Below are 25,068 nucleotides of genomic sequence, written 5' to 3'. Positions count from 1 at the left end.
CCGGGAGCCCGGTAGAGTCAATTCTTGCAGAGAAACACCCGTTTCACCGGAGACCCCCATGAAGCCATCCACAACAACAGCTCCCCGTCATGAATCCCTGGGCAGCCGTCGCCTGCGGTGGCTGGCGTGCCTGCTGGTGGCGGGCGGTCTGGTCTGGACCGCCGGGGTCGCGCGCGCCCAGGGTGCCGACATTTTCAAGGGCGCCGATATCGCGCTGGGTGAAAAGCTGATCGCCGAACACAAGTGCACGCAGTGCCATATCAGCAAGGTCGGGGGAGATGGCAGTGCCATGTATAAACCGGCTGGCAAGATCAACACGGCCGGCCTGTTGCGGGGGATGGTCGAGATGTGCAACACGACCATGAACCTCGGACTGTTCCCCGAGGACGTCACTGCAGTGGCAGCGGTGCTCAACCGCGACCACTACAAGTTCAAATGAGTGGAAGGGCGAGACGGGCCCTTACGGCCTGAGCAAGGCCAGCATGCCCGCCTCGTCGATGACCGCGACCCCCAGTTCGCGGGCCTTGTCCAGCTTGCTGCCGGCTTCCTCGCCCGCGACCACATAATCGGTTTTCTTGCTGACCGATCCCGCCACCTTGGCGCCCGAGGCTTCCAGCAAGGCCTTGGCTTCTTCGCGCCGCAGCGTCGGAAAGGTGCCGGTCAACACGAAGGTTTTGCCGGCCAGATGCAGTGAGGCGGCATCCAGCGGAGCGCCCTCTTCCCAGTGGACCCCACAGGCGCGCAACTGCTCGACCACCTCGCGGTTGTGGGGCTGGTCGAAGAAGGTGCGGATGCTCTGGGCCACGGTTGGCCCCACATCGTTGACGGCCAGCAGCTGATCGACGCTGGCATTCATGATGGCATCCAGGTTGCCGAAATGGCGGGCCAGGTCCTTGGCGGTTGCTTCACCCACATGCCGGATGCCCAGACCAAACAGGAAGCGTGGCAAGGTGGTCTGCTTGGACTTCTCCAGTGCCTCCAGCACGTTGCGGGCCGATTTCTCGGCCATCCGGTCCAGGTTGGCCAGGGCCATGACGCCCAGCCGGTAGAGATCCGGCAGGGTCTTGACCACGCCTGCATCCACCAGCTGCTCCACCAGCTTGTCTCCCAGACCCTCGATGTCCACCGCCCGCCGCTGGGCAAAGTGGAGGATCGCCTGCTTGCGCTGGGCACCGCAGTACAGGCCACCGGTGCAGCGGAAGTCGACCTCACCCTCTTCGCGCACGGCGGCGCTGCCACAGACCGGGCAGGTACCGGGCATCGAAAACACCTGCGCCCCCTCGGGACGCCTGTCGGGCAGCACGGCGACCACCTCGGGGATGACATCGCCGGCACGCCGGACGATGACCGTATCCCCCACCCGCACGTCCTTTCGGCGCGTTTCATCCTCGTTGTGCAGGGTGGCGTTGGTCACGGTCACACCGCCGACAAACACCGGAGCCAGCTTGGCCACCGGCGTGAGTTTGCCCGTGCGACCGACCTGCACGTCGATGCCCAGCACCTGCGTCAGTTGCTCTTGGGCGGGGTACTTGTGGGCCACTGCCCACCGGGGCTCCCGGGTCTTGAACCCGAGCTCGCGCTGCAGCGCCAGCGAATTGACCTTGTAGACCACGCCATCAATGTCGAAGGGCAGTTGATCGCGCCGGCCCTCGATCTGCTGATGAAAGGCCACCAGTCCGGCAGATCCTGCCGCCACACACCGGTCGGGGCACACCGGCAGTCCCATGGCGGAGAGCGCGTCCAGCACACCACTGTGGGTGGCAGGCGTATCCCAGCCACGGACCTCTCCGAGGCCGTAGGCGAAAAAGGACAGCGGGCGCTGCGCGGTAATGGACGAATCGAGCTGCCGAACCGCGCCGGCGGCGGTGTTGCGTGGGTTGATGAATGTCTTTTCGCCCTTGACGCGCTGGCGCTCATTGAGCCGTTCGAAGTCATCGCGGCGCATGTAGACCTCACCCCGGACTTCCAGCACCTCGGGGGACGACCCGATCAAACGAAGGGGTATCTGCCCGATGGTTCGAATGTTCTGGGTCACATCCTCACCAGTTTCACCGTCGCCACGCGTGGCCGCCAGCACCAGAACCCCCTGCTCGTAGCGCAGGTTGATGGCCAGACCATCGAACTTCAGTTCCGCCGCGTACTCGATCGGCGGCGCATCGTCGGACAGCCCGAGCTCGCGCCGGACGCGGTTGTCGAACGCCTGGGCACCCACCGAGGTGGTGTCCGTCTCGGTCTGGATGGACAGCATGGGCACGGCATGCCGGACCGGCACCAGGCCGTCCAGGATCTTCCCGCCCACCCGCTGGGTGGGGGAATCCGGGGTCAGCAGCTCAGGGTGTGCCTCCTCGATGGCCTGCAGTTCCCGGAACAGGCGGTCATACTCTGCATCGGGAATTTCAGGCTCGTCCAGGACGTAGTACCGGTGGGCATGGTGATGCAGGATGGCCCGGAGCTCCGCGGCCCGGTCAGAGGGAATCACAGGGTCGGACAAACCGGCCTCATCAAACAGATCGGGGGTGCTCATGAGAACAGGCGGCGCGCCTGGGCTGACCCCGCCGCCAGATCGCGCGCTTCCAGCGCCTCGTAAAGGCTCTCGAGGTCGGCACCAATGCTGTCCATGACCTCGGCAGACAGCGGTTGGCCGGCATCGTCGGTCACCACCCCGTCCATGGCGTCGGCCAGCGCGGTGGCGGCCTGACGCAGGCGCACGAAGGGTTGCTCGTTGCGGGGCACATGGGTGACCTCCAGCGACAGGGCGATTTCGCGCAAGGCGCTTTGCTCCGGGTCCTCGGCCATGGCGGCCTGAGCGTCGTAGGAGAGGCTGAGAATGGGAGCCTGTCCGGGCTGGCTGCCCGCCAGCACCAGCCGCCCGGGCAGCACGCCGGGCACAAACCCCAGCCGGCTCGCGTGCTGGGTGACATAGCCCGGGCTCCACGCGGCCCGGCGCGCACGCAGCATGAAGCCCAGCTGGGCGTCGTGTCCGCTGGCGAAGGTATCCAGCTCCCTGGCACGGGCCACCTCGGCCAGCATGTCGGGAAAGTCCGGGGCCGCACCCACCGCGTCGGCAAAGGCCTGTGTCTTGACCACGAACTCCGAAAACTCGATTTCATTGAGGTGACCGGACCGGTTGGCCAGCTGAACGCCGGCCTGCAGGGCCGAGTAGCGCTGACCGGGGCGAGCCGACTCCCATTCCCCGGTGTTCTCGTTCAGGCCTTCGATGGCGAAGGGCTTGCTGCCCACGCGCCGGGTCGACGGCAGCGCCGCCAGCACCGCTTCGCCAGACACCACCGAGTCCAGCGAGAGCGGAGCGATCACATCGATCAGGGCGTCCAGCCCCGGACGCTTTTCGGGCGAGGGAATCACGTGGTTGAGCGTCACCAGGGGAACCGGAGGCCGCACCGCCTCACCGGTTCCCGATCCGTGCAAGGCCCCGGCCGGGGTCTCTTCGGATGCCAGCGACTCGCCGTCAAGCACCGGTTCAATGCGGTCAGCTTCGCTGTGCTCCTGGGGATCCAGCGGCCCGTGGGACATCGCCGGCTCGTTGCTGCTGCGCTCGGCATGGTCTTCTGTCTCTCTGGCGGTGCGTGGCGTGCTCTGGCGTGTGACCCATGCGTTGTACGCCACCACACCGGCCAATACGAGGCCACCGATGATCGCCAGGCTGATCTGCAAAGTGCTCATGATGCGGGCAATGGTGTGTGGGACTCAGGAGGCTTCCAGCATGCCGGCCGCCGACTCCATGTCGACCGCCACGATACGCGAGACACCTTGCTCCTGCATGGTGACACCGATCAGCTGTTCGGCCATCTCCATGGCAATCTTGTTGTGGCTGATGAACAGGAACTGGGTGCCCTTGCTGCTCATCGCCCGCACCAGCTTGGCGTACCGCTCGGTGTTGGCGTCGTCCAGGGGGGCATCCACCTCGTCCAGCAGACAGAAAGGTGCCGGGTTGAGCTGGAAGATCGCAAAGACCAGGGCAATGGCCGTCAGTGCCTTCTCACCACCGGACAACAGATGGATGGTCTGGTTCTTCTTGCCGGGAGGCTGGGCCATGACCTGCACGCCCGCATCCAGGATTTCCTCACCGGTCATCACCAGACGGGCATTGCCGCCCCCGAACAGCTCGGGGAACATGCGTCCGAAGTGACCGTTGACGGTTTCGAAGGTATTGCCCAGCAGATCGCGCGTCTCGTTGTCGATCTTGCGGATGGCGTCTTCCAGCGTGTTGATGGCGTCGTTCAGGTCGGCGGACTGGGCGTCCAGGAATGTCTTGCGCTCGCGGGCTGCCGTCAACTCGTCCAGCGCCGCGAGGTTCACCGCCCCCAGCGACTGGATCTCGCGGTGCAGCCGGTCGATCTCGCCCTGCAGGCCCGCCAGGCGCACATTGCCTTCAGCGATGCTCTGACCCACCGCCGCCAGATCGGCCTGTGCCTCCGCCAGTTGCTGGGAGTACTGCTCGACACCCAGGCGGGCGGCCTGTTCCTTGAGCTGGAAGTCGGTGATGCGTTGCCGCAGAGGTTCCAGTTCACGTTCGAGCTGAAGGCGGCGCTCATCCGACGCACGCAGCTTGAGCGTGAGGTCATCGTACTGGCTGCGCAGGGCCGCCAGAGCCTGTTCACGCTCCAGCTTGGCCGCCAGTGCCGCTTGCAGCCCTGCCTGGGCGGCCGCGTCGGTCAGGCGCGACAGCTCGTCGGCGGCCCTCACCTGTTCCTCGGTGAGCGTGCGTTCCTGCGCGGCGGCTGTCTCCAGCGCACGCTGCAATTCACCCTGGCGGGCCGCCAGGGTCCGCATCGCGAAGGCTGCCTCCTGAGCTGTGCGCTCCAGGGAACGTTGCTGCTCACGGGCCTGGTTGAGTGCACGCTCGGCCTCGATGACCTTGTCATCGAACTGGGCATGGCGTTCCTGGCTGTCCGCCAATTGCATGTCCAGTTCTTCGAAACGTGCCTCGGCAGTCACCCGTCTTTCCTGGAGGCTTTCCAGCTGCTCATCCACCTCGGCCATATCAGCCGCGAGCTGTTCGCTGCGTGCCCGTGTCTGTTCGGCCTGCTGCGCCAGCCGCAAGGCTTCCACCTGCCGCTCATGCGCACGGTTGCGTGCTTCGGCGGCGTCGCGTCGTGCGGCCACCAGACGCTGTGACGCATCGGCATAACCCGCTTCAGCCCGCACCAGGGCCGTGCGCGCCTGCTCCGTGATCAGGACCTGCGCCTTGAGCTGCTTGTCCAGGTTCTCGATTTCCTGGGCGCGGGCCAGCAGACCGGCCTGTTCCGAGTCGGGCGCGTAAAAACTGACGCTGTGGGCGGTCACCGCATGGCCGGCCGGTACGAAGATGACCTGCCCGGGCTGCAGCTCATGGCGCCGGCCCAGGGCCTCATCCAGTGTGGCCGCGGTCAGACAACCTTGCAGCCATTCGTCCAGCAGTGCCTTATGGCTCGCATCCGTGACGCGGAGCCAGTCGGACAGGGCCTTGAATATCGGATGGGCAGTCGCTGCCGCAGCCGCCGGGGGCGGACTGTAGAAGGCCAGCCTGGCGGCCGGCGCATCGCTGCCGAAGGCCTTGATCATTTCCAGCCGGGACACCTCCAGGGCCGACAGGCGTTCGCGCAGGGCAGCCTCCAGCGCCGTCTCCCAACCTGTCTCGATGTGAATGCGGCTCCATAGGCCCTGCAGTCCATCCAGCCCGTGCTTGGCCAGCCACGGCTTGAGCTTGCCATCGGTCCGGACTTTCTCCTGCAAGGCCTTGAGCGCTTCCAGACGCGCCGACAGGTCCGCCTGTCGTGCCGCTTCCTGGTTCACGGCCTGCTGCGCCTGGCGCCGCTGTTCGTCCAGTTGGGGGACGCTGTCCTGGAGCTCGTGCAGCACCGCCTCGGCCACCTGGGCGGCCTCATCGGCCTGCGCATGCTGGGCCTGTGCATCCTGCACGCGGGCCTCGTCGGGGGCCGCCAGGGCATTGCGGTCCGCCATCAGGCGCTCCCTGCGCTGCGTGATCTGGCGCGCCTGTTCCTCGATGCTGCGCTGCTCGGCCGCCAGCACCTGGATCTGTTGCTGGATCTGGGTGACACCAGCCCGCTGCTCGTTCGATCGCTGCTGGGCTTGCCGCAAGGCATCCTCCAGCGAGGGCAGCACGCCCGACTGTTCCTCGCCCTGGGCCTCCAGAATCGCTGCCTTCTCTTCGGCCTCAACCATGGCGCCCGCCAGTTGCTCCAGCTCGGCAGCCGCATCTTCCCGGCGCGTGGCCCAGGAGCCCAGCTGTTCGCGCAGCTGCACCAGACGTTGCTCCACCCGCTGGCGGCCTTCCACCACGAACCGGATTTCGGCTTCGAGCTTGCCGACCTCGGCGCTGGCTTCGTACAGCTTGCCCTGTGCCTGGTTGACCTGATCACCCGCTGCGTAGTGGGCCTGGCGGATTGTCTCGAGCTCGGCCTCCACGCGGCGCAGGTCGGCGGTCCGCGACTCCAGGTCATTCACCGCCTGGGCGGCGTCGGTCTTGATGCGGGCCTGATCGGCTTCAGCCTCGGCCCGCCGCAGGAACCACAGCTGGTGCTGTTTGAGCGTGGCGCTGGCATTGAGCTCGTGGTAGCGCGCGGCGACCTCGGCCTGTTTCTCCAGCTTTTCCAGGTTGGCGTTGAGTTCGCGCAGGATGTCTTCGACCCGCGTCAGGTTCTCACGGGTGTCGGACAGGCGGTTGGCGGTCTCGCGCCGGCGTTCCTTGTATTTGGACACGCCCGCAGCTTCTTCCAGGAACAGGCGCAGCTCTTCCGGCTTGGATTCAATGATGCGGCTGATCGTGCCCTGGCCGATGATGGCGTAGGCGCGCGGACCCAGTCCGGTGCCAAGAAACACGTCCTGCACGTCACGCCGGCGCACCGGCTGGTTGTTGATGTAATAGCTGCTGGTGCCGTCGCGCGTGAGCACGCGCTTGACGGCGATCTCGGTGAACTGGCCCCACTGGCCGCCGGCGCGGTGGTCGCTGTTGTCAAAGACCAGTTCGACGCTGGAGCGGCTGGCCGGCTTGCGGGTGTTGGTGCCGTTGAAGATCACGTCCTGCATGGACTCGCCACGCAGTTCCGACGCCTTGGACTCGCCCAGCACCCAGCGCACGGCGTCCATGATGTTGGATTTGCCGCAACCATTGGGCCCCACCACCCCCACCAGTTGGCCGGGCAGCATGAATGCCGTGGGCTCGGCGAAGGACTTGAAGCCTGAGAGCTTGATCGATGTGAGGCGCACGGGTGACGTTGTGCAGCTTGCAACTGCTTGATTTTTAAGAAAAAACCCCTTCCCCGGGGGCAGAAAACCGATGCTGGATGATACCTTGTGGCGCGGTCACGACCGCAGTGGCGCGACAGCGGTCGCCGGCTGGGGATAATCTCGCCCATGAATCCCAAGCTGTCCCTCCTGCAGCCCTACCCGTTCGAGCGGCTGCGCCAACTCTTTGCCGGCGTCCAGGGCAACCCCGACCTGCGTCCCATCAGTCTGGGTATCGGTGAGCCCAGGCATGCCACCCCCCAGATGCTCAAGGACGCGCTCGCGGCTGCCCTGGACACCGGCCTGACCGGCTACCCGGCGACCGCTGGTGAGCCGGCACTGCGGCAAGCCTGTGCCGACTGGCTCCAGCGGCGCTACGGGGTGACGGTCGATCCCGCATGCCAGATCCTGCCCGTCAATGGCTCCCGTGAGGCCCTGTTTGCCTTCGCGCAGACCGTGCTCGACAGCTCCAAACCGTCGCCGGTTCTCGCCTTTCCCAATCCGTTCTATCAGATCTATGAGGGGGCCGCGCTGCTGGGGGGCGCACAACCGTACTACGTGCCCAGCGTGCCCGGGCGCAACTTCGCCGTCGACTGGCAAAGCGTGCCCGAGGATGTCTGGGCGCGCACGCAGATGATCTTTGTGTGTTCGCCGGGCAACCCGACCGGAGCCGTCATGCCACTGGACGAATGGAAAATGCTGTTCGACCTGAGTGACCGCCACGGCTTCGTGATCGCCTCTGACGAGTGCTACAGCGAGATCTACTTCCGCGAAGAGCCTCCGCTGGGCGGACTGGAAGCGGCCACCCGGCTGGGCCGGGATTTCCGCAACCTGATGATGTTCACCAGCCTGTCCAAGCGCAGCAACGTGCCCGGACTGCGCAGCGGATTCGTGGCGGGTGACGCCGCCCTGATCAAGTCCTTTCTGTTGTACCGCACCTACCATGGCAGCGCGATGAGCCCGGCCGTCCAGGCGGCCAGCGTCGCGGCCTGGAATGACGAGGCGCATGTGATCGACAACCGACGCCAGTACCGCGAGAAATTTGCCCAGGTCACCCCTTTGCTGGCCGAGGTGCTGGACGTGGCGCTGCCCGATGCCGCGTTCTATCTCTGGGCCGGTGTGCCGGCGTCGTTCGCCAACCGGGTGCCCGGCCTGAGCGCCGACGAGGCGTTCGCCCGGGAACTGCTGGCTCAATACAATGTGACCGTATTGCCCGGCAGCTACCTCTCGCGAACCGTCAACGGCGTCAACCCCGGCAACGGGCGCGTGCGCATGGCCCTGGTGGCCGAGCCCGCGGAATGCCTCGAGGCCGCCCGCCGGATCGCCGAGTTCGTCCGTCAGCACGCCTGACCCTGCCCTCTCCTTTACCTTCGTTTGTATTTTTTCTTCATCTCAGAGACAACATGACCCAACAACTGCAAACCCTGATCGACAACGCCTGGGACAACCGTGCCGAGCTCTCCCCTTCGACGGCGCCCAAGGAAGTCATGGATGCGGTCGAGCATGTGATCGCTGAACTCAACGTGGGCAAGCTGCGCGTGGCGACCCGTGAAGGCGTCGGCCAGTGGACGGTGCACCAATGGGTCAAGAAGGCCGTGCTGCTGTCGTTCCGCCTGAAGGACAACGAGATCATTCGCTCCGGGGATCTGGCCTTCTACGACAAGGTTCCGACCAAGTTTGCCCACCTGTCCGAGGCGGAGATGAAAGCCACTGGCGTTCGCGTGGTGCCCCCGGCCGTGGCCCGCCGTGGCAGCTATATCGCCAAGGGCGCCATCCTGATGCCCAGCTACGTGAATATCGGTGCCTACGTGGACGAAGGCACCATGGTCGATACCTGGGCCACCGTTGGTTCGTGTGCACAGGTCGGCAAGAATGTTCACCTGTCGGGCGGCGTGGGCCTGGGCGGTGTGCTCGAGCCCCTGCAGGCCAATCCGACCATCATCGAGGACAACTGCTTCATCGGCGCCCGCTCCGAGATCGTGGAAGGCGTGATCGTCGAGGAGAACTCGGTCATCTCCATGGGTGTGTACATCGGCCAGAGCACCCCGATCTATGACCGGGCCACTGGCGAGGTGAGTTACGGTCGCGTGCCGGCTGGGTCGGTGGTGATCAGCGGCAGCCTGCCCAAGGATGGCGGCAAGTACAGCCTGTACGCGGCGGTGATCGTCAAGCGCGTTGATGCCCAGACACGCGCCAAGACCAGCCTCAACGATCTGTTGCGTCCCTGATGAGGGCACCGGCCGTCCGGTGACCAGATGGCCGGTGGGCAGAATCATTCACAACAAGCAGCAAGGGAACACGGCATGAGCAGCGGAACGATGGAGCGCATCCTGCGCCTGATGGCCGACAAGAAGGCCTCGGACGTCTACCTCTCGGCGCACGCGCCGGCGATGATCAAGATCAACGGGCAGACCATTCCCATCAACAGCCAGGTGCTGCCCCCTGAGGCACCCAAGAACCTGCTCGCCGAGATCGCCCCGGCCACCCGCATCGAAGAGCTCATGGAGACCGGCGAGCTCAACATGGGCATCCCGCTCGAGGGCGTGGGCAACTTCCGTGTCAGCGCCTTGCGCCAGCGGGGCAGCTATGCGGTGGTCATCCGGTTCATCCCCTCCGATGTCCCGCACCTGGACTCTCTGAATGTGGCCCCCATCCTGGGGGAGATGGTGATGGAAAAGCGTGGCCTGATCCTCATGGTGGGGGCCACCGGTGCCGGCAAGTCCACCACGCTGGCGGCCATGATCGACCACCGCAACGAGAACGCCAGCGGACACATCCTGACGATCGAGGACCCGATCGAGTACATCTTCCGCAACCGCAAATCGGTGATCAACCAGCGCGAGATCGGCTCGGACACGGCGTCGCTGCAGGTGGGCCTGAAGAACGCACTGCGCCAGGCGCCCGATGTCATCCTGATCGGCGAAATCCGTGATCGGGAAACCATGTCGGCAGCCATCGCCTACGCACAGTCGGGCCACCTGGTGCTCGCCACCTTGCACGCCAACAACAGCTACCAGGCGCTCAACCGGATTCTGTCGTTCTACCCCGTCGAAGTCCGACCCACCATGCTGGGCGATCTGGCCGCCGCGCTGCGGGCAGTCGTCTCCCAGCGCCTGCTGCGCACCCACACGGGCAGCCGCGTGCCCGCCATGGAGATCATGCTCAACACCGCGCTGGTGTCGGACCTGATCCAGAAGGCCGATTTTTCCGGCGTTCGCGAGGCGATGGAGAAATCCCTGGCCGAAGGCTCCCAGACCTTTGAACAGGACATTGCCCGCCTGATCAACGACGGACTGGTGTCGCGCAACGAAGGTCTGGCCTATGCCGACTCGCCCAACAACCTGATGTGGCGGCTGCAGAACGACTTCCAGGGCGCCAAGTCGGCCCAGGTGGCCGAAGCCACCGAGGAGGATCAGGGCGACCAGGCCACCTTCACGGAATTCACCCTCGACGTCAAGTTCTGATGACCGCCACCCTTGTTCTGGCCGAGCAGCTGATTGCGCGCCCCTCTGTCACCCCGCTGGACGCCGGATGCCTCGATCTTCTGGCCCAGCGGCTGGCGCCCCTGGGCTTCCAGTGCGAGCGCATCGACAGCGGCCCCGACAACTTCCGGGTATCCAACCTCTGGGCCCGGCGCGGCCATGGCCGCCACCCCACACTGGTGTGGGCGGGCCACACCGATGTCGTGCCCACCGGGCCGCTGGAACAGTGGGGCAGCGATCCGTTCACACCGACCCACCGTGACGGGCGCCTGTTCGGTCGGGGCGCAAGCGACATGAAAACCTCGCTGGCCGCCATGGTGGTGGCGTGCGAGGAGTTTTTGCAGGCCAACCCCGAACCCGGTATCGACATCGCTTTTCTGCTCACCAGCGACGAGGAAGGCCCTGCCGTCGATGGCACCGTGGTGGTCTGCGAGGCCTTGCAGCGCCGGGGGGAGCGACTGGACTGGTGCATCGTCGGCGAACCCACGTCGGTCGAACGCACGGGTGACATGATCAAGAACGGCCGCCGCGGCACCATGAGCGGCAAGCTCACCGTCAAGGGCGTGCAGGGCCACATCGCCTACCCGCACCTGGCACGCAACCCGATCCACATGGTGGCGCCGGCCCTGGCAGAGCTGGCCTCGACCGTCTGGGACGGCGGCAATGCCTTTTTCCCGCCGACCAGCTGGCAAGTCAACAACATCCATGGCGGAACCGGGGCGTCGAACGTGATTCCCGGCACCGTGGTGCTGGACTTCAACTTCCGTTTCTGCACCGAATCCACGCCAGAGGGCCTGCAGCAGCGGGTGGCCGACATTCTTGCCCGCCACGGGCTCCAGGCCGGGCGAGACCATGACCTGACCTGGACCGTGGGTGGCCTGCCCTTCCTCACCACACCGGGTACCCTGGTGGACGCGGTGCGGGACGCCATCCGCACCGAGACCGGGATCGAGACCGAGCTGTCCACCACCGGTGGCACGAGCGACGGCCGCTTCATTGCCCGGATCTGTCCGCAGGTGGTGGAGCTGGGACTGCCCAACGCGACCATCCACAAGGTGGACGAGCATGTGGTGGTCAGTGACATCGAACCCCTGAAGAACATCTACCACCGTGTGCTGGACAACCTGTCACGCGCGGTCCAACCCTGACGCCCATGACACTGCAGGACATCCTGGCCGAGGCCACAGCCCGGCTGGACGCCGCTCACCTGGCCTATGGCCATGGCACCACCAACGCCCACGACGAGGCGGCCTGGCTGGTGTTGTGGCGGCTGGGTCTGCCACTCGACACCGACCTGAATGACCAGGGGAACAAGCCCGTCAAGGACGCGGACGCCGAGGCGGTGCGTGAGCTGATTGTGCGGCGAATCGAGACCAGGAAGCCGGCGGCCTACCTGACCGGCGAGGCCTGGCTGCAGGGCGTTCCGTTTCATGTCGATGAACGTGTGATCGTTCCCCGCAGCTTCATCGCCGAACTGATCGCCGAGGGTGGCTTCGATGCCTGGCTGTCACCGGACACGCGGCATGTGCTCGACCTGTGCACCGGCAACGGCAGCCTGGCGGTGCTGGCCGCCATGGCCTGGCCCGAGATCCGCGTCATCGGCGCTGACATCTCACCGGATGCCCTGGCGGTGGCGCACAAGAATGTGGCGCGTCATGGCCTGCAGGACCGGATCACCCTGCTGGAGTCGGATGGCCTGGCCCGGTGCCCTGGCCCCTGGGACCTGATCCTGTGCAACCCGCCTTATGTGAACGCGGGCAGCATGGCCGTCCTGCCCGCCGAGTACCGGGCGGAACCCGAAATCGCCCTGGCTGGCGGCGATGACGGCATGGACTTTGTCCGAACCCTGTTCAGGGACGCGCCGTCGAGAATGAGCGCCAATGCGGTGATGGTGCTGGAGATCGGCAACGAGAAAGACCATTTCGAGCATGCGTTCCCCGGTCTGGACGTGGTCTGGCTCAGCACCAGCGCGGGCGACGAGCAGTTGCTGCTGGTCACGGCTGAATCTCTCCGGCGGTTCCACGCATGATCATCCTCAAGGATATCGTCCTTCGTCGGGGCGCGAAGGTGCTTCTGGATGGCGCATCTTGCGTCATCAACCCGGGAGAAAAGGTGGGCCTGGTTGGCCGCAACGGCGCGGGAAAGTCCAGCCTGTTCCGCCTGCTGGATGGTCAGCTGCACGAGGACCGGGGAGATTTCCAGGTGCCCGCGCAGTGGCGCATGGCGCAGGTGGCCCAGGACATGCCCGAGACCGGGGAATCGGCCACACGGTTCGTTGTCGAGGGAGACACCCGCCTGACCGCGGCGCAGCAGGCGGTCGCCGAGGCTGAAGCCTCGGGCGACGGCGAGCGCATGGCACACGCCTACATGCTGCAGCAGGATGCGGGTGCCCACGATGCCTCCGCCAGGGCCCAGTCGCTGATTCTGGGTCTGGGCTTCCGGCTGGATGAGCTCGAACGTCCGGTCAACAGCTTTTCGGGCGGCTGGCGCATGCGCCTGCAACTGGCGCGAGCGCTGATGTGTCCCAGCGACCTGCTGCTGCTGGACGAGCCGACCAACCACCTGGATCTGGACGCCCTGGTCTGGCTGGAGGCCTGGCTCAAGCGCTACGAAGGCACGCTGCTGGTCATCAGCCACGACCGCGAGTTCCTGGATGCGGTGACCACCGTGACCCTGCACATCGAGCGGGCGCAACTGACGCGGTACGGCGGCAACTACAGCCGCTTCGAGGAGATGCGGGCCGAACAGATGGCCCAGCAACAGGCCGCGTTCACGCGCCAGCAGGAAAAAATGGCGCACCTGCAGCGCTTCATTGACCGGTTCAAGGCCAAGGCCACCAAGGCCAAACAGGCCCAGAGCCGCGTCAAGGCCCTGGAGCGCATGGAGAAAATTGCACCGGTGCTGGCCGATGCCGAGTTCAGCTTCGAGTTCGCCGAGCCGGCCAACCTGCCCAACCCGATGCTCGCGCTGCGGGAGGTCGACTTCGGCTATCCGGGAGCCACCGAGGCATTGCCGCCCGTCACCATCGTGCGCCGCGTGACGCGCTCGGTGCAGGCCGGCCAGCGCATCGGTATCCTGGGGGCGAACGGCCAGGGCAAGTCGACGGTGGTCAAGACGATCGCCCGGGCCCTCGCGCCGCTGGCGGGCGTGATCACCGAGGGCAAGGGCCTGAACATTGGCTACTTCGCCCAGCAGGAACTGGACGTGCTGCGCCCGGACGAACACCCCTTGCAGCACATGATCCGCCTGGCCAAGGATTGCGCGGCGCAAGGCCGGCTCAGCGGACAGGACACCCGCGAGCAGGATCTGCGCAACTTCCTGGGTGGCTTCAACTTCACGGGCGATCAGGTCATGCAGGCGGTCGGCAGCATGAGCGGGGGCGAGAAGGCGCGGCTGGTGCTGTGCATGCTGGTCTGGCAACGCCCCAACCTGCTGCTGCTGGACGAACCGACCAACCACCTGGATCTGGCCACCCGTGAGGCGCTGTCGGTGGCACTCAACGAGTTCGAAGGCACCGTCATGCTGGTCAGCCACGACCGTGCCCTGCTTCGCGCGGTGTGTGACGAGTTCTGGCTGGTCTCGCGCGGCGGTATCGAACCCTTTGATGGCGATCTGGACGACTACCAGCGCTACCTGCTGGACGTGGCGCGCCAGGCTCGCGAGATGCAGCGCCAGGAGAACCGAGAGGCATCGGGCAGCAGCGCCGACGCTGGTGGCGTGCCATCGGGAACGCCGGACAACGCCCCTCGCGGCGCAGAACAGCGCAGGCTGGAGGCGCAGCGCCGCCAGCAGATGGCCGACAAACTGCGGCCCATGAAGAAGGAACTGGCCCAGGTCGAACAGCGCATGGCCGCCCTGGGTACCGAGAAGGAAAGCCTGGAAGCCGCCCTGAGCGGGACCCTGACGCCAGACGACATCGCTCAGGCCGGGAGACGGCTGAAAGCCGTCAGCGACGAACTGGAGGCCTGCGAAATGCGCTGGCTGGAACTGAGCGAAGCCATCGAACAGGCCGCGCAAGGCTGAAGCCGCCCAGGGGTTGTCGGGATCAGAAAGCGTCGATTTTCAGACCCTGACGCTGGACCACCTGCTTCCATCCCTCGAAATCACGACGCAGAAAGGCGTCCAGTTCGGCGGGAGTCCCCACCGCCGGTTCCACTGCGTCACGCTGCAGGCGAGCCTTGACGTCCGGCATTGCCACGATCGCTGACATCGCCGCGTTGATGCGCGCCACCACGTCGCCTGGCGTGCCGCGGGGGGCCACCAGAGCGAAATAGTTCAGCACATTGAAATCCGGCATGCCCGCTTCCTGCATGCCAGGAACATCCGGCAGTGCCGGGCTGCGCTGCGGGCTGGTGACCGCCAGTGCCTTCAGGCGACCGTCCCGGATGAAGGGAGCCAGGGCCGGGATGGTGCCCGTGAGCAACTGGATCTCGCCGGACACCGTGTCCAGGGTGGCTGGGGCAATCCCCCGGTAGGGAATGTGGGTGATGAACGTCCCCGTTCGTGCCTTGAGCGACTCGAGGACCAGATGGTTGATGCCTCCCACCCCGGCAGAGCCATAGTTCAGCGCGCCGGGTTGACGTCGGGCCAGCACCACCAGTTCCGGCAGCGTGTTCACGCCCAGGCGAGGATGGGTGGCCCACACCAGCGGTCCCTGGGCGAACATGCCCACCGGCGTGAAATCACGCAAGGGGTCGTAGCCTGCCGAGGGCAAGGCCGCCGGCACCGTGGTGAACGGGGCCGCCGCCAGCAGCAGGGTGTGACCGTCCGGCGCGCTCTGGGCCACAGCCTGGGCACCGATGGCGCCAGAGGCCCCCACCCTGTTTTCCACCACCACGCTGGTCCGCAGCACCACTGACAGCTTCTCGGCGATCAGTCGCCCCATCGCGTCGGTGCCGGCACCGGCGGCAAAGGGCACCACCACACGGATCGTGCGCGATGGGAACGTGTCTGCGTGTGACAGCGTGCCTGCCATGGCCAGTGTGGCGGCTCCAAGCTTGAGCAGGCATCGGCGCTGGTGGGACGTGGGCGAGCGGAACTTCATGGGTGAGCGTATCGGATGGTGATCGTGAAAACGGACACCGCAAGGGTATAGGGCCTGCGTGAACCGATCATGACAGTGTTGGAGGTGGTCAATGGCCCGATGGTTTTCGCGTCAGCCATCGCCAGGCACCCTCCCCCGCCCACCGGCCGCTCGCCAGACACGCCGTCAGCAGGTAGCCACCCGTCGGCGCTTCCCAGTCGAGCATCTCGCCGGCGCAGAACACACCCGGGAGGTGTCTGATCATCAAGTCTTCGTCGAGTGCCTGCGCCGGCACGCCGCCGGCGGTGCTGATGGCTTCGTCGATCGGGCGGGGAGCTGACAGGGTAAGTGGCAGTGCCTTGATGGACCGCGCCAGCGACACCGGGTCGTTGATGGTGGCACGGTTCAGGCACTCGTGGAGCAGGGCCATCTTGATGCCGTCCAGCCCCAGGCGACTCTTGAGGTGGCTCGACAGACTGCGTGATCCGCGGGGATGCGACACCTGGCGCTGCACATCGTCCGGGCTGCGGTCCGGCAGCAAATCCAGCGTCAGCGTCGCGGTTCCCGCCCGGGCAATCTCGTCGCGCAGCATGGCTGAGGCCGCGTACACCAGGCTTCCCTCAATACCGCTGTCGGTGGCGACGAACTCTCCCTTGCGCTCAAAGCGTCGCCCCTGGCTGTCCTCGAATCGCAGGACGACAGATTTGAAAGGTTCTCCAGCATGACGGCTGCGAAAGTGTTCGCTCCAGCCAACTTGCCCGGTGCTGGCGTGCGTGCCAGCCAGGTCGAAACCGCAATTCGATGGCCGCAGGCTCGCGACAGGAACGCCGGCCTCCTCCAGCCAGGGCACCCAGGCGCCGTCGGATCCCAGCCGCGCCCAGCTGCCGCCGCCCAGGGCCAGGATCAACACCCTGGCCTGCAAGCGGACAGCGCCCGAAGGACTGGTCATCATCAGGCCACCGGCTCCTGCGGGGTCGGTGTCGGACCAGCCGCACCACCGATGGCGCATGTGAAAGCGCACCTGTCCCTGTCCGTCCTGCGGATGACGCAGGCGATGCAGCCAGGACCGCAACAGGGGCGCGGCCTTCATGCCCACCGGGAATACCCGCTGCGAAGTACCGACAAAGGTATCGACGCCCAGGGAAGCCGCCCACTCGCGAACCGCCTGCCCGCCCATGGCGTTAAGCCAGGCGGACACCCATTCAGCCCGGTCACCATAGCGCCGCACGAAGGTCTCATGGGGTTCGGCATGGGTCAGGTTCAGCCCGCCTCTGCCTGCCAGCAAAAACTTGCGTCCCGCCGACGCCATGGCGTCGTACACATCGACGTCGACGCCATGCGCCGCGAGGGTTTGCGCCGCCATCAGACCGGCAGGGCCGGCCCCGATGATGGCCACATCCACGGATGCAATCGGCAGTGACTGGGGTTCCTGGGCGTCAGAGGTCATGTGGGCGGGTCAATTTCAATCAGTTGGCCCTGGGCATTGATGAAGGCAAGACGGATGGTGTCTGCGGGCTGCGTCAGGGCGAGCGCGCGATGGTAACCCTGCAGTTGCTCCCGCAACCCCTGTTGTGTCTGGGGCGCCAGGGCGCTTTTGTAGTCAAGCACCCACCAGTGTCCGCTTTCGCGGTGGCGAACCAGGCGATCGATCCTCAACAGCGTGCCGTCCAGCCAGATTTCGACCTCGTTGCCCCAGGAGTCCACCTGGGCATCGTCCCAGACCCAGCGGGCGGGGCCACCCAGGATGCGTTCGGTCATGCTGGCGACCTGCCGACCCTGTGCAGGATCCAGGGCAAACTCCTGGCACACCGCCTGAATGCCGTGGTCTGAAGGGGTCCAGCCCGACAGGGGCGTCGGCGCCCACTGAAGCAGCCGATGAAGCGCCAGGCCCAGGCGCGTGTGACTGCTGTCTTCGTCGCGGTCCTGACCAGCACCCTCCCCTTGCTCTGGCGCGCCAGCACTGAACTGCACTGGCAAAGGCAGGGCCGGGAGACTCGGCAGGTACAGCGATTTGGGTTCGACGGAGCGAAGGGGCGATGGCGCCTCATCCTGCACGACCAGCGGCGTGAGAAACGGCCGGAGCCTTTCATACCAGCTGGTGACCGATCCCCGCTGGTGGGGCTCGCTGCTGGAGATCACCAGGCGGGAAGCCGCTCGGGTCAGGGCGACGTACAGCGCATTGAGTTCTTCCAGGCTCCGGGCCTGCTGCTCCTGCTCCAGGGCGGCGGCCGCACACGAGGGTGGCTGCTTTTCACTGGCCAGGAAAATGAAACGCCGGGGCTGAGGGAGTTCGCCCGGCCAGTCCACGAGCACCCCCATGGTGTCCGGTCGTGATGGCGGGGCGTCGGTGTCCAGCATCAGCACGGTGTGGGCCTCCAGCCCTTTGGCACCGTGAATGGTGAGCAGACGGACAGCGTCCGGCCGCGCGGAGGCCCCCAGGCGGATGCCTCCTGCCTTGATGGCCCTGACGAAGCGGTACATCGTGAGATAGCGTCCACCGTCCTGGGCGAGGGCCTGCCCCAGCAAGGCACGCAGGGAAGCCAGCATGGCATCGCGCCGGTGGGTCGACGTCGCCGCAGCGTAGCGGGCCATCAGGTCGCTGTCCTGATAGATGGCCACCAGCGCATCGTGGGGGGGCAAGGCGCTCACCCAGTCCCGATAGCGAGCCAATCGCTGCGCAACGGCCGGCCACTGGGCGTCACACCCCGGCTCCCGGGCCAACTGACCGATGACATCCCACCAGGAAGGCTCTGACTGCAGGTCACCCACCGGCCAGTCGCGCCGGGCCTTCGCAATCAGCGTCAGCCGGGATTCGTCCAGGCCAAAGATCGGCGAGCGAAGCGCGCGTGCCAGGCTGAGGTCATGCTGCGGTGAGACCAGCGCATCCAGCAGAGCGACCACATCCTGGACCGCCGGACTATCGGCCAGGTCGGCCTTTTCGGGTTCATCGGCCGGCACCCCGAGCGCCGTGAGGGCCTCGTGCACGCGGCTGAGGCGGTCACGACGGCGCGACAGTACCATGAGATCCGCCGGTCGGATACCTCCGCCAGCCAGCTCCCGAGCGATCCACCGTGCCGCCTGCCGCGCTTCATGGGTGGCGATGCTGTCTTCCGGCAGCACGCGAGGTGTGATCAGGCTGTCGCGCCAGTCATGCGCGCCGGTGCCAGAGCCGGTATCTGTGTCGGCGATCTGCCCCGCATCCCGGGCCCGCTCCAGGCGAGGCAGTGCGAGCACCTCGCCCGGGTCCCGACTCTCGCTGGTGTGCGGTCGAAAGCCTGCATACCCTGCATCATCGCTGGCACCAGTCATCACGGCGTTGAGCGTGTCCACGACAGAAACCGCACAGCGGCGCGTGTGATCACAGCTGAGGAGTGAGCCGCCCAATCCATTCACCACAAACGCCTGTGCAGCCCGGAAGACCTGCGGCTCGGCCCGCCGGAACCGGTAAATCGATTGTTTCGGGTCCCCCACCAGGAACACCCGGGGACCGTCGCCAGACCCCGCCCCGGCATAGGCACTGAGCCACCCGTACAGCGCCTGCCACTGCAGCGGGTTGGTGTCCTGGAACTCATCCACCAGCAGGTGACGCACCTTTGCGTCCAGACGCTGCTGCATCCACCCGGAGAGTTCCGCGTCGCCCAGCAGGCGGCGCGCCGCCTGCTCGACATCGCTCATGTCCACCCACCCTCGTTCGCGCTTGAGCGCCGCGTAGGTGGCCAGCAGGACCCGTGTGAGGCGGGTCATCCGCTGCTGGTGCTGCCAGGCTTCGTGCTGCCGGCAGGCGGCCAGGAGGCGTTGCAACTCGGCCTCGGCCTGCTGGGCGGCCTCGTGGCGGGCCAGGTGCTGCTTGAGCCTGTCCTCGTTGGCGACAAAGAAGGCCTTGCGCAAGGCCTCCAGCCGACTGGCCATCGCCTGCGGTTCATCGGTACCCGCGAATGCATCCACGATGGCATTGGCAGCGTCCTGGGGCGTCTTGTTCTTTTCCGCCCCCAGAATCCGAGCCCTCAGGAGCCAACGTTCACGCGTGGCCGGCTCCTGCAGCATCTGCTGTGGCGAAGGCAGTCCCGACCACTCGGGATACAGGGCCCCGAAGGGCTCGATCGAGGTCTCCAGCTGGCCGGCCTCATCCGACAAGGAGAATTCAACCCGCTTGTCGAGGGCGTTCTTCAGGGCCTTGTCGGTCTGGCTGCGACCGAAACGGGCCACACTGTCCAGATAGTCCTGGCGCAAGTGCTTATCCTGCACCACAGCGCGCTGGAACAGCGGCCAGGCCAGCGCCACCGCCTCCTCGTCGTCCTCCAGCAGCTCGTGCTCGGGTGGCAGCCCCAGTTCCTGCAGCACCGACAGCGGAGCCATCCGCAACAAGGATGCAAACCAGCTGTGAAAGGTCCTGATCTGGACCGGGCGCCCGCAGGCCAGCAGGCGCTCATGGAGCGTGAGCAGGGCGGGCGCCAGCCGCCGCGCCTGCTCGGCCGACATCCCGCGGCTGGTCAGCTCCTGTTCCCGGCGTTCGTCGGTCGTACGCGCCAGATCGGCCAACCAGACCGTCAAGCGTTCACGCATCTCGGCCGACGCTTTGCGGGTGAAGGTGATGGCCAGAATATCCTGTGGCTCGGTGCCCTCCAGCAGCGCCCGCAGGATGCGGGAGACCAGCATCCAGGTCTTGCCGGCACCCGCACAGGCTTCGACAGCGACGCTGCGCTGCGGATCACAGGCCACCCGATAGAACTGCTCGCGCGACACCAGCTGGCCGTTGACGCGATATGCCGCTTCCGTGCTCATGCCTGCGGCTCCCAGAAATCCTTGCGACACAGACCCCTTGCCGCGCAATACTCACAGACCCGCCCCTCGCCCAGCGGCAGCATCACGTGCCCCTGAGCAATCCGGTCCATCTCGGCAGGCAGTGCCTGGAGCAGCGCATCGCGGGCTCTGGCCAGCTCTGTTTGCTCGAACAGCCGCGTCGGACCATCAACGCCCTTGCCGCTGGCGCTGTCCTGAATGCTCAGGTAGGCGCCCCTGACCGCGCCAGTCCCTTGCGGATCCACCAGCGCGGCGTAGAAGGCCAGTTGCGTGTCCTCCAGCGGCTCAGACACCCTGGCGCGGGTCTTGTCACGCGGCTCGGTCTTGTAGTCAATCACCATGCGCGTGCCATCCGAACTGCTCTCCAATACATCGATGCGGTCCAGCTGTCCCACCAGACGCCATCGGCCAACCCGGCTCGAGAGCGAAGCCTCGGCCTGGCCGAACACCGGGCGTTCGGGCGAGGCCTCGTACTGCCCGAGCCAGCTCAGATAGCCCTGCCGAAGGGTCGGCCAAGCGGCCAGAAAAGGCAGGAAACCAGGGGACCCCGATCCGTCCATGGCCCACAGACCGCGCGCCTGCGCCTCTTCTCGCGCGATGCGGTCGAGTCGCTGATCATCGGGCTCATCCGGGTGCCGCCGGTCGCGCCGCTCCTCATGAAACCGCCCCAGCACCGCATGCAGCCAGAGTCCCATGTCCCGCTTGTCCGGCGTGTCGTCCAGTTCCTCGTCTTCCTTCAGGCGCCACTGCCGCAGCGCCATGAAGCGGTATGGGCAATCCCGCAGGTCCTGGTAGGCGCTGGCGGAGAGGCTGGACGGCAGCAGATCGGCGGCACTGCAAGCCGGTGGTCCGGCGGGTTCACGTTGAACCACCTTCATCGCCCTGGGGTCTGGGGCCGCCACGGCCGCCCCGGCCTCTCGCTCGACCATGGGTCGGAGCCAGGGTGCAGGGAGGATCTGCTCGGTCTGCTCCTGGGTGCGCCACAGGATATCGATGGAAGGATGGGTCAACAGGTGCTGCCAGGCCCGCAGCGCCGCCAGTGCCAAGGTGTCTCTGGCGGGCAAGCCCAGTTGCTCGCGCTGGCCCGCGGTCCACTGTCCGGGCAGTTCCGGTGAGGCGGGAAGGCGTATTTCGTCACAACCAGCGGCCACCACCGCTCCAAACGGTCGACCCAGCAGCTGCGCCATGGGAAGAACCACCACGTCCGGGCGAGCAGCCGCGTCGGGCGTGAAGTTGACGGACTCCAATACCTGCCGAACCCAACCGGTGAACGCCGCCAATGACCAGGTTGGCGAGCGCTCCTCCCCGCCTGGATGATGGCCCTGAAGGCCACATAGCTCCTGAGATCGCCCTTCTCCCAGTCGAAGCACCTCCCACAGCTGTTGCCCCGCGGCATCCCCGGCAAACCAGCCGTCCCATCCACATTGTCGCAATCCCTCACGCAGCGCAGCCAGCCAGCGGTCCAGAGAACGGGACGGCTGCAACGCCTCGAGCAAGGACGAAAAACCTTCGGGCAGAAGCTGGGACAGCGTGGGATGGGCACGAGCCGAAGACCAACTGGCGATCCCGTGCCGACGGGCTGCCGACTCCAGCCGGTCCACCAGGCGCTGGGGCCAGGCATCGCCCGCCTTGAGCAAGTCCAGCACGTCATCCAGACTGGCTCGGGGCGAAGCAGCCCTGAGCAGGGCCAGGACCTTGGCGGCGGCGTGCGTCGTCGACAGGCGCCAGCCGGTTTCATCCACCAGCACCAGACCTCTGCCGGCCAGCAAGGCGGTCACCTGCCGCGTCAGCAGCCGGTCGGTGGCCACCAGCGCGACCGGCCGACGTCCCGCCTGGAGGTGAGCCAGCACGCAGGCCGCCGCGCGCTCGGCTTCGTCGTGGACATCTGCGCAGGCATGCAGCATGATCTCTGCCGATGCGACAGGCGACCGGGGGGGCAACGTGGCTACCACCTGGTCCCCGCGCGAACCCCACCGGTTCAGCAGGGCCTGGGTCAACGGATCTTCCTGAAAACCGGGAATCACGATCAAAAGGTCCGCCACCACGCCAGGCTCGGCCACCGGTGCCCAGAGGGCATCGGTCGGATAGGCAGAGTGACCGGCCCAGGTGAGCGCCAGGGAGGCCAACAGGCCCTCCCATTGAAGCGTCTGCGACGATGGGACGAGATCGGCCATCAGGGACTGCGCCCAGGCGGCCCGTTCGCCCGGCGGCCGCGCGGCCGCCAGCGGGGCAATCTGGCGGGCCATCTCCACCAGCCGGGAGACCAGCAGCGGATGCAGGGACCGGTCAGCGCGACGTCCGGCCACCCGATCCAGCAAAGCGGCCGCCACCAGACTGTCCCTGGCCATGTCACCCGTCAGGTCGTCGCCCGACGGCACAAAAGGCCCCAGCGCAGCCGCCCAGTTGCGGGTGGTCTCAAACCGGGGCGAGAGACCGCTGGGGTGTCGCGCCGCCCAGGCACGGCGCCCCTCTGCCATCATCTGGGCGTAGGGCAGCACCACCACCACCCGGGAAGGCATCACGCCCTCAGAGGCCAGTCGCTGCTCCAGTTGCAGCAACCACCCTTCCCAAGGCGGCTCCGCCATCCTGGCGGTCATGTTCGCATCAGGGCCTTCGGTGGTGGGGCTCATCGTGGAAATGCGGTTTCTGTCACAATCTGATCGTATTGGGAAATGCTCGCTTGCTTGGCGAGTATGCCCGCCTTCCATTTCATTCCTAGCAATCGTTCCACAGGACGGACCATGGCCAGCGACCTCATCAAACACGTTTCCGACACCAGCTTCCAGGCAGATGTGCTCAGCGCGCAGACGCCCGTGCTGGTCGACTTCTGGGCCGAGTGGTGCGGCCCCTGCAAGATGATCGCGCCGATCCTCGATGAAGTCGCCTCCGCCTACACCGGCAAGCTGCAAGTGGCCAAGGTGAACGTGGACGAGAACCGCGAAGTGCCTGCCAAGTTCGGCATCCGCGGCATCCCGACCCTGATGCTGTTCAAGGACGGCCAGCTCGCAGCGACCAAGGTGGGCGCCATGAGCAAGGCCCAGCTGACCGCGTTCATCGACCAGCAACTGGCCTGATCGTCTGCGGCCTGACCCGGGTGCAACGCCCGGGTCCTTTCTGGCGCCGCATTTTTTCCTGTCATAATCTTTCCCAGCCGGCTGACACAGCCCGGTGTCCACTGCGCAGGCCCGACCCACGGCCTATCGCGCCCACCTCCCCGAATTCACTGACACTCCCCACGGAGTCGAATCCATGCACCTCAACGAGCTCAAGGCACTGCATGTGTCTGAAGTCTTTAAGCAGGCCGAAGCCCTCGAGATTGAAAACACCGGCCGCATGCGCAAGCAGGAGCTGATGTTCGCCATCATCAAGAAGCGCGCCAAAGCCGGGGAGCAGGTCTTTGCCGACGGCATCCTCGAAGTCCTGCCCGACGGCTTCGGCTTCCTGCGCAACATGGACACCAGTTTTACGGCGTCCACCGACGACATCTATATCTCGCCCAGCCAGATCCGCCGCTTCAACCTGCACACCGGCGACATGATCGAGGGTGAGGTGCGCATTCCCAAGGATGGCGAACGCTACTTCGCCCTGAACAAGCTCGACAAGATCAACGGCCTGCCACCCGAGCAGAACAAGCACAAGATCATGTTCGAGAACCTCACGCCGCTGTTCCCCAAGGAGCAGATGAAGCTTGAGCGCGACATCAAGACAGACGAGAACATCACCGGCCGTGTCATCGACATCATCGCGCCCGTCGGCCGTGGCCAGCGCGCCCTGATCGTCGCCCCGCCCAAGAGCGGCAAGACGGTCATGATGCAGCACATCTGCCACGCCATCACCACCAACCACCCCGATGTGGAACTGATGGTGCTGCTCGTGGACGAGCGTCCGGAAGAAGTGACCGAGATGCAGCGCACGGTTCGCGGCGAGGTCATTGCCTCCACCTTCGACGAGCCGGCTGCCCGCCACGTGCATGTGGCCGAGATGGTGATCGAACGCGCCAAGCGTCTGGTCGAGCTCAAGAAGGACGTCGTCATCATGCTCGACTCCATCACCCGCCTGGCTCGCGCCTACAACAACGTGCTGCCATCCTCCGGCAAGGTGTTGACCGGTGGTGTGGATGCCAACGCCCTGCAGCGTCCCAAGCGATTCTTCGGCGCCGCGCGCAATGTCGAGGAAGGCGGCAGCCTGACCATCATTGCCACGGCGCTGGTCGATACCGGCAGCCGCATGGACGAGGTGATCTTCGAGGAATTCAAGGGTACCGGCAACTGCGAAATCCACCTGGACCGCCGCCTCTACGAGAAGCGTGTCTTCCCCTCCATCCAGCTCAACCGTTCGGGCACCCGTCGCGAAGAACTGCTGTTGCAGCCGGAGATCCTGCAAAAGACCCGTATCCTGCGCCAGTTCATGTACAACATGGACGAAATCGAGGCCATGGAAATGGTGCTCAAGAGCATGAAGGCCACCAAGAACAACTCCGAGTTCTTCGACATGATGCGTCGCGGTGGCTGATTCCTC

16 protein-coding genes are annotated in these 25,068 nt (G+C 66.0%); 9 read left to right on the top strand and 7 right to left on the bottom strand.

Annotated features, from left to right (window positions below; genetic code table 11):
- Nucleotides 1-58: 58 nt before the first annotated feature.
- Nucleotides 59-439, top strand: a complete 381-nt coding sequence (locus tag ACFQNJ_RS14805) for a hypothetical protein (protein ID WP_382258971.1) — start codon at nucleotides 59-61, stop codon at nucleotides 437-439.
- 21 nt (nucleotides 440-460) lie between these two features.
- Here ACFQNJ_RS14805 and ligA read toward each other — a convergent pair whose 3' ends face one another.
- From ligA to smc, 3 genes are read right to left on the bottom strand one after another with little or no spacing between them, the layout of a single operon-like run.
- The gene (ligA, locus tag ACFQNJ_RS14800; protein ID WP_382258969.1) at nucleotides 461-2,524 is read right to left on the bottom strand and encodes an NAD-dependent DNA ligase LigA; all 2,064 of its coding nucleotides are present in this window, start codon (nucleotides 2,522-2,524) and stop codon (nucleotides 461-463) included.
- On the bottom strand, nucleotides 2,521-3,681 hold the full coding sequence (locus tag ACFQNJ_RS14795) for a cell division protein ZipA C-terminal FtsZ-binding domain-containing protein (protein WP_382258967.1): 1,161 nt from the start codon (nucleotides 3,679-3,681) through the stop codon (nucleotides 2,521-2,523). The genes ligA and ACFQNJ_RS14795 overlap by 4 nt, the downstream gene beginning before the upstream one ends.
- A 24-nt stretch (nucleotides 3,682-3,705) precedes the next feature.
- Complete coding sequence (smc, locus tag ACFQNJ_RS14790) at nucleotides 3,706-7,227, bottom strand: chromosome segregation protein SMC (protein WP_382258965.1); 3,522 nt, start codon at nucleotides 7,225-7,227, stop codon at nucleotides 3,706-3,708.
- A gap of 147 nt (nucleotides 7,228-7,374) precedes the next feature.
- Here smc and dapC point away from each other — a divergent pair, with 147 nt between their 5' ends.
- From dapC to ACFQNJ_RS14760, 6 genes are all read left to right on the top strand, one after another.
- Nucleotides 7,375-8,595, top strand: a complete 1,221-nt coding sequence (dapC, locus tag ACFQNJ_RS14785) for a succinyldiaminopimelate transaminase (RefSeq protein ID WP_382258963.1) — start codon at nucleotides 7,375-7,377, stop codon at nucleotides 8,593-8,595.
- Nucleotides 8,596-8,648: 53 nt separating this feature from the next.
- Nucleotides 8,649-9,473 carry a 2,3,4,5-tetrahydropyridine-2,6-dicarboxylate N-succinyltransferase gene (gene dapD / locus ACFQNJ_RS14780; RefSeq protein WP_374639795.1) on the top strand — a complete coding sequence of 275 codons (825 nt, stop codon included), beginning with the start codon at nucleotides 8,649-8,651 and terminating at the stop codon, nucleotides 9,471-9,473.
- A 75-nt stretch (nucleotides 9,474-9,548) separates the two neighbouring features.
- Nucleotides 9,549-10,709 carry a PilT/PilU family type 4a pilus ATPase gene (locus ACFQNJ_RS14775; RefSeq protein ID WP_374639796.1) on the top strand — a complete coding sequence of 387 codons (1,161 nt, stop codon included), beginning with the start codon at nucleotides 9,549-9,551 and terminating at the stop codon, nucleotides 10,707-10,709.
- Nucleotides 10,709-11,875 carry a succinyl-diaminopimelate desuccinylase gene (dapE, locus tag ACFQNJ_RS14770; RefSeq protein WP_382258960.1) on the top strand — a complete coding sequence of 389 codons (1,167 nt, stop codon included), beginning with the start codon at nucleotides 10,709-10,711 and terminating at the stop codon, nucleotides 11,873-11,875. The genes ACFQNJ_RS14775 and dapE overlap by 1 nt, the downstream gene beginning before the upstream one ends.
- Before the next feature lie 5 nt (nucleotides 11,876-11,880).
- Nucleotides 11,881-12,756, top strand: coding sequence for a 50S ribosomal protein L3 N(5)-glutamine methyltransferase (gene prmB, locus ACFQNJ_RS14765; protein WP_382258958.1), 876 nt, complete (start codon nucleotides 11,881-11,883; stop codon nucleotides 12,754-12,756).
- Nucleotides 12,753-14,750: an ABC-F family ATP-binding cassette domain-containing protein gene (locus tag ACFQNJ_RS14760; RefSeq protein WP_382258956.1), complete on the top strand. Its 1,998-nt coding sequence runs from the start codon at nucleotides 12,753-12,755 to the stop codon at nucleotides 14,748-14,750. The genes prmB and ACFQNJ_RS14760 overlap by 4 nt, the downstream gene beginning before the upstream one ends.
- 22 nt (nucleotides 14,751-14,772) lie before the next feature.
- Here ACFQNJ_RS14760 and ACFQNJ_RS14755 read toward each other — a convergent pair whose 3' ends face one another.
- The 4 genes from ACFQNJ_RS14755 to ACFQNJ_RS14740 all read right to left on the bottom strand — a co-directional run bounded on the left by ACFQNJ_RS14755 (nucleotide 14,773) and on the right by ACFQNJ_RS14740 (nucleotide 23,180).
- Entirely contained in the window at nucleotides 14,773-15,771 is a 999-nt protein-coding gene (locus tag ACFQNJ_RS14755) for a Bug family tripartite tricarboxylate transporter substrate binding protein (protein WP_382258954.1), read from the bottom strand.
- Nucleotides 15,772-15,859: 88 nt separating this feature from the next.
- Nucleotides 15,860-17,197, bottom strand: coding sequence for a TIGR03862 family flavoprotein (locus ACFQNJ_RS14750; RefSeq protein ID WP_382258952.1), 1,338 nt, complete (start codon nucleotides 17,195-17,197; stop codon nucleotides 15,860-15,862).
- On the bottom strand, nucleotides 17,194-20,532 hold the full coding sequence (locus tag ACFQNJ_RS14745) for a UvrD-helicase domain-containing protein (RefSeq protein WP_382258950.1): 3,339 nt from the start codon (nucleotides 20,530-20,532) through the stop codon (nucleotides 17,194-17,196). The genes ACFQNJ_RS14750 and ACFQNJ_RS14745 overlap by 4 nt, the downstream gene beginning before the upstream one ends.
- Nucleotides 20,529-23,180: a PD-(D/E)XK nuclease family protein gene (locus ACFQNJ_RS14740; protein WP_382258948.1), complete on the bottom strand. Its 2,652-nt coding sequence runs from the start codon at nucleotides 23,178-23,180 to the stop codon at nucleotides 20,529-20,531. Before ACFQNJ_RS14740 ends, ACFQNJ_RS14745 begins: the two co-directional genes overlap by 4 nt.
- 111 nt (nucleotides 23,181-23,291) lie before the next feature.
- On the opposite strand from ACFQNJ_RS14740, the gene trxA reads away from it, so the two are divergent.
- Together trxA and rho are read left to right on the top strand one after the other, a co-directional pair.
- The gene (gene trxA, locus ACFQNJ_RS14735; protein WP_374639804.1) at nucleotides 23,292-23,624 is read left to right on the top strand and encodes a thioredoxin TrxA; all 333 of its coding nucleotides are present in this window, start codon (nucleotides 23,292-23,294) and stop codon (nucleotides 23,622-23,624) included.
- Nucleotides 23,625-23,799: 175 nt separating this feature from the next.
- Nucleotides 23,800-25,062, top strand: a complete 1,263-nt coding sequence (rho, locus tag ACFQNJ_RS14730) for a transcription termination factor Rho (protein WP_382258946.1) — start codon at nucleotides 23,800-23,802, stop codon at nucleotides 25,060-25,062.
- Nucleotides 25,063-25,068: the final 6 nt, after the last annotated feature.

The sequence above is a fragment of the Hydrogenophaga bisanensis genome (assembly GCF_042665135.1).
Classification (GTDB): Bacteria; Pseudomonadota; Gammaproteobacteria; order Burkholderiales; family Burkholderiaceae_C; genus Hydrogenophaga; species Hydrogenophaga bisanensis.
This window is presented reverse-complemented; position numbering and strand designations above follow the sequence as displayed.

Coding starts and splice junctions, on each gene's coding strand:
- ACFQNJ_RS14805 (WP_382258971.1), top strand. CDS start 59: ATGAAGCCATCCACAACAACAGCTCCCCGTCATGAATCCCTGGGCAGC.
- ligA (WP_382258969.1), bottom strand. CDS start 2,524: ATGAGCACCCCCGATCTGTTTGATGAGGCCGGTTTGTCCGACCCTGTG.
- ACFQNJ_RS14795 (WP_382258967.1), bottom strand. CDS start 3,681: ATGAGCACTTTGCAGATCAGCCTGGCGATCATCGGTGGCCTCGTATTG.
- dapC (WP_382258963.1), top strand. CDS start 7,375: ATGAATCCCAAGCTGTCCCTCCTGCAGCCCTACCCGTTCGAGCGGCTG.
- dapD (WP_374639795.1), top strand. CDS start 8,649: ATGACCCAACAACTGCAAACCCTGATCGACAACGCCTGGGACAACCGT.
- ACFQNJ_RS14775 (WP_374639796.1), top strand. CDS start 9,549: ATGAGCAGCGGAACGATGGAGCGCATCCTGCGCCTGATGGCCGACAAG.
- dapE (WP_382258960.1), top strand. CDS start 10,709: ATGACCGCCACCCTTGTTCTGGCCGAGCAGCTGATTGCGCGCCCCTCT.
- prmB (WP_382258958.1), top strand. CDS start 11,881: ATGACACTGCAGGACATCCTGGCCGAGGCCACAGCCCGGCTGGACGCC.
- ACFQNJ_RS14760 (WP_382258956.1), top strand. CDS start 12,753: ATGATCATCCTCAAGGATATCGTCCTTCGTCGGGGCGCGAAGGTGCTT.
- ACFQNJ_RS14755 (WP_382258954.1), bottom strand. CDS start 15,771: ATGAAGTTCCGCTCGCCCACGTCCCACCAGCGCCGATGCCTGCTCAAG.
- ACFQNJ_RS14750 (WP_382258952.1), bottom strand. CDS start 17,197: ATGACCTCTGACGCCCAGGAACCCCAGTCACTGCCGATTGCATCCGTG.
- ACFQNJ_RS14745 (WP_382258950.1), bottom strand. CDS start 20,532: ATGAGCACGGAAGCGGCATATCGCGTCAACGGCCAGCTGGTGTCGCGC.
- ACFQNJ_RS14740 (WP_382258948.1), bottom strand. CDS start 23,180: ATGAGCCCCACCACCGAAGGCCCTGATGCGAACATGACCGCCAGGATG.
- trxA (WP_374639804.1), top strand. CDS start 23,292: ATGGCCAGCGACCTCATCAAACACGTTTCCGACACCAGCTTCCAGGCA.
- rho (WP_382258946.1), top strand. CDS start 23,800: ATGCACCTCAACGAGCTCAAGGCACTGCATGTGTCTGAAGTCTTTAAG.